This window comes from Chthoniobacter sp., from assembly GCF_040003245.1.
GTDB lineage: Bacteria > Verrucomicrobiota > Verrucomicrobiia > Chthoniobacterales > Chthoniobacteraceae > Chthoniobacter.
On the sequence record NZ_JBDUCX010000356.1, the window covers coordinates 1 to 4,868 of the forward strand.

Here is a 4,868-nt window from a genome sequence, read left to right on the forward strand (position 1 = left end):
ATGGTGTGCTCGGTGAGCCGCAGTTCGTTCATGACCGGGATGTATGCGGTGAGCATCGGCGCGCAGAATCATCGCACGAAGGACAAGAAGCCGCTGCCGGACGGCGTGCGCCTGCTCACTGCGTGGATGCGCGATGCGGGTTACTTTACTGCCAATGTGGTGAAGATGCCCGCAGCACTCGGATTCAGCGGCAAGGGCAAGACCGACTGGAATTTTCAGTCCGGCAACGATGCCTTTGATTCAAAGGACTGGGACGATCTGAAGTCGCACCAGCCGTTCTTCGCGCAGATCAATTTCAAGGAGACGCATCGGGACTATGACGCGCCCAAGAAGGCCGATCCTGCGAAGGTGGTGCTGCCTCCGTATTACCCCGACGATCCGATCGTGCGCGAAGACTGGGCAAAGTATCTCGATTCAGAGACGGAGTTTGACCGCAAGGTGAGCCTGGTCCTGGACCAGCTAAAGCGTGACGGGCTCGCCGATAACACGGTGGTGATCTACTTCGGCGACAACGGCGCGTCCATGGCGCGGGCCAAGCAGTTTTGTTATGAGGAAGGCTTTCTTGTGCCCATGATCATGCGATGGCCGAAGGATTTTCCCGCGCCGAAGCAGTATAAGCCGGGCGTTGTGGACGCGCGGTTCATTGATGGCATTGACCTCGCCCCCACGATGCTCGCCATCGCCGGTGCGCCGAAGCCGCCGAAGATGCAGGGCCGCAATTTTCTCGGCGAACATGCGGAGGCACCCCGCGAATATGTGTTCGGCACGCGCGACTATTGCGACACGACGGGCATGCGCATCCGCTCGGTGCGCGACGCGCACTATCGCTACATTCACAATTTTACCCCGGAGATTCCGTTCCTCGCGCCGAACAACTACAAGGAGACGCAGTATCCCGTGTGGAACCTGCTGAAGAAACTGCACGCCGAGGGCAAGCTCACACCGCCGCAGGAGTTCCTCTGCCAGCCACGCATGCCGGACGAGGAGCTCTACAACATGGACGCCGATCCTCACCAGATTCACAACCTTGCGAAATCGGACAAACCTGAAGACAAGGCGGAATTGAAGAAGCTAAGCGCGGTGCTGGATCAGTGGATCGTGGACGTGGACGATCAGGGGCGTCAGAAAAGGACGCCGTGAGCATGCTGCGGAACAGGAACGGAGACTGAAACGTCGCGCCGGACCGATGAAAAGCACCCTGCTGCAAATTGGATTGGCCGCATTGCTCGCGACCGTCGCGTTAGCTGAGGGTCCGCGGACAAACGTGCTTTTCATCGCCATTGATGACCTCGCGAATGTGCTGAACTCCGCAGAGCCTCCCGTGGCGAAGACGCCGAACCTTGACCGCCTCGCCGCCAGCGGAGTGCGTTTCGATCGCGCCTATTGCCAGATTCCGCTGTGCAATCCCAGCCGCGCCTCGGTGCTCACCGGGTTGCGGCCGGACGCGACTGGCGTGTTCGATCTGGAGCGCCATTTCCGAAGTAGCGTGCCGGATGTGGTGACGTTGCCTCAGCTCTTTAAGAACAACGGCTGGTTCACCGCGCGGGTCGGAAAGATCTACCACTATGACGTGCCCAAGGCGATCGGCACCGATGGACTGGATGACAAGCCCTCGTGGATGCAGGTGGTGAATCCCAAAGGCCGTGACGTAACCGACGAAGCGCTCATTACCAATCCCACGCCGGAGAAGCCGGTGAGTGCGGCGCTCAGTTGGCTCGCCGCGGATGGGGAAGACGAGGAGCAGACGGATGGAATGGTGGCGACGGAGGCCATCCGACTGATCGAGGCCCATCGTGCCGAGCCATTCTTCCTGGGCGTGGGATTCTTTCGTCCGCACACGCCCTATGTCGCACCGAAGAAATACTTCGGCCTTTACCCACTCGAAAGCGTCCACCTGCCCGCGGCCCCGCCCGACGATCGCGACGACATTCCGCCCGCAGCCTTTGCGCACAACAATCCCACGCCAAACTACGGCCTCGACGAACTAACCTGCCGCCAAGCGCTCCAGGCATACCTCGCGAGCGTTAGCTTTGTGGACGCCCAGGTTGGGCGAGTGCTCGACGCGCTCGACAAGTTCGGTCTTGCCGATAAGACGATCGTCGTCCTGTGGAGCGATCACGGCTATCATCTCGGGGAGCATTTGGGAGTGTGGCAAAAACGCACCCTGTTCGAGGAAGGCGCACGCGCGCCGCTCCTGATCCGCGCACCCGGCGCGAAAGGTAACGGACGCGCCTGCGCGCGGATCGTGGAGTTTGTGGACATGTATCCGACGCTGGCGGACCTCTGCGGGTTGAAGCCGCCGACAAACCTCAGTGGCCATAGTCTGCGCGCTCTTCTCGATGACCCGAAAGCACCATGGGATGATGCGGCTGTAACCCAAATCCTTCGCCCCGCCGACACACGCCTGCCTCGGCCATTGATGGGCCGCAGCATTCGCACGGAGCGCTGGCGTTATACCGAATGGGACGAGGGCCGCGCGGGCATTGAACTTTACGATCACCTCCGCGATCCCAACGAGTTCACAAACCTTGCCAAGGAACCAACCCCCGCAGTTCAGGCGATCATCGCTCCTCTCAAAAGCCGTCTAGCCACTAAGGCCAGGGGCGACGTGCCCATTTCGCCTTACAACCCAGCCAAATTATGAAATGCCTCCTGCTCCTCTTTGCCGTCCTGATCTCCTCAGTCATCCACACTCGTGCGGCTGACCGTCCGAACATCATTTTTCTGCTCAGCGACGATCAGACCATCGGGGCGGTCGGATGCTACGGAAACAAGGATGTCATCACCCCGCATCTCGACAAGTTGGCCAATGACGGCATGCGCTTCGCGAATCACTACGACACAACGGCCATTTGTATGGCCAGCCGTTGCACTTTGCTCACGGGCCTCTATGAGTATCGCCACGGTTGTAACTTTGAACACGGCGACCTCGAACGCCGCTTCTTTGCCAACTCCTATGCGGTGAAATTGCGGGAGGCGGGTTACTTCACCGGATTCGCCGGCAAGATCGGCTTTCTCCTCCAAGGTGAGAAGCTGGAGGCCTTTGAGAAGGAGTTCGATGTCTGGGCCGGTGGGCCGGGGCAGACGTTTTATGAGACCGCGAAGAATGATGGCATCGCAAAATATGCTGCGCAGTATCCGCATTGCTCGCGCGCTTACGGTGCGTGGGCGCAGGACTTCCTGAAGACTGCGAAGACAAGTGGAAAGCCGTTTTGCATGAGCATCAGTTTCAAGGCGCCGCACATGCCTTATACGCCTGATCCGATTGATCTCAAACTCTATGAGTCGAAGAAGGAATTTACCCGACCGGCCAATTACGGGGTGGAAAACGGGAAACATCTTTCGGCTCAGGTCCACACCAGCCGGGCCGCCACGAGCTATCGTGAGTGGGTCAATGACTACGATGGCACCGCGCGCCTTTACTATGCGCTCATTACCGGCGTCGATGCCGCTGTCGGGATGATTCGCGAGGAATTGGAGCGCCAGGGTCTCGCCGGGAACACCGTCATCATCTTCACCTCCGACAACGGCTATAACAGCGGCTCGCACGGCTTTGGTGACAAAGTCATCCCGTATGAAGAGGGATCAAAGGCGCCGCTGCTCATCTACGATCCCCGTCTGCCGAAGGCGCATGCGGTCAAGGTTTGCGAAGCCGTCACTGCCAGCGTGGACATGGCCGCGACCATCTTTGCGTTGTCTGACGTGCCCGCGCCTGCGGGCATCGATGGGAAGAATCTGCTTCCGCTGCTGACCAATCCCGCCGGGCAGGTCCGCGAGTTTCTTCCTCTTTTCAACTTCTGGGGTATCCCGACGGCGCAATCTCTGGCCGTGGTCACGCGCGAGTGGAAATACATCTATTGGTATTCCGCCAGCGACGGAATGAAGCCCACGGACGAGCTGTTTCACCTGGGCAATGATCGCCTTGAAATGGCAAATGTCGCCAACGACCCGCACTACGCGAAGGATCTCGCCGTGATGCAAAAGGCCTACGACACCGAACTGGCTGAAATCGCGAGCAAGGTCGTGACCGGCCACGGATACGAGGCGTATCCGAAGCTCTTCGACCGCTCGCTCCCTTGGGATCAAAAAGCGCCACTGATCACTCCCGCCATGGGTGCGGGTGAAGGTGGCGCGGCGAATAGGAAGCGCAAGGAAACTCCACAATAGTAGCGCTGCAAAGAGCCAGACATCCGCAATCCTATGAAACGAAATCCGAACATTGAATCCGCCGCCGGCATCACCCGACGCGCGGCGTTGAAATACGCCACCGCAGGAACACTAATCGGCTTGGGGGTTCGTGCCCCGAATGGGCGAGCGGCTGTTGCGGTCGAGCTGAAGCCTGCTGATGCGTGGGAGCGGACGCACGATCGCGTCTGGCTCGGCGGCGAGTTTTGGGCGAACCCGATGGAAGACTGGCGGGTCGTCGATGGCGCGGCGGAGTGCCAGAGCACGGGCGGCAACCGCAGTGTGCATTCGCTGACTCACCAGATCGCCAATCCCGCTGGTCATTTCAAAATGTCCGTGCAACTCGACCGCGTGGCGGGTGAGGGAAAGGATGGCGGCGCCGGTTTCCGCATCGGCATCCGCAGTGAGATCGATGAACACCGCAGCAACTGTTTTGCGGGCAAGGGTGTGAATGCCGGAATCGTCGATGGCCAACTCACGCTGGGACCGAAGACGGAGCCGCTGGCGGCAGTGGCGGAGATGAAGAGCGTCGAGCTGCATCTATCAGGAACGGCGGACGGCGGGCAGGTGGAACTGACGCTCGAGGCGACATCCGCGGAAACCGGAGCGAGTCTCGGCAAGGTTAGCCACAAGCTCCCGGCAGCGGAGGTGCTCGGGAACGTGGCGCTGGTCAGCAACTACAC

At 60.0% G+C, this 4,868-nt stretch carries 3 protein-coding genes and 1 pseudogene; all 4 read left to right on the plus strand.

Features of this window, described 5'->3' with window-relative positions; genetic code table 11:
- A partial coding sequence (locus ABJF10_RS29295) for a sulfatase (RefSeq protein ID WP_348548150.1) occupies positions 1–1,140 on the plus strand: 1,140 nt, incomplete at its 5' end.
- A gap of 46 nt (positions 1,141–1,186) precedes the next feature.
- Complete coding sequence (locus ABJF10_RS29300) at positions 1,187–2,644, plus strand: sulfatase (RefSeq protein ID WP_348548151.1); 1,458 nt, start codon at positions 1,187–1,189, stop codon at positions 2,642–2,644.
- Positions 2,641–4,167 (plus strand): sulfatase, encoded by a 1,527-nt coding sequence (locus tag ABJF10_RS29305; protein WP_348548152.1) that lies wholly within the window; start codon positions 2,641–2,643, stop codon positions 4,165–4,167. The genes ABJF10_RS29300 and ABJF10_RS29305 overlap by 4 nt, the downstream gene beginning before the upstream one ends.
- A gap of 33 nt (positions 4,168–4,200) precedes the next feature.
- Positions 4,201–4,868 (plus strand): annotated as a pseudogene (locus ABJF10_RS29310) (twin-arginine translocation pathway signal); the annotation flags it as partial.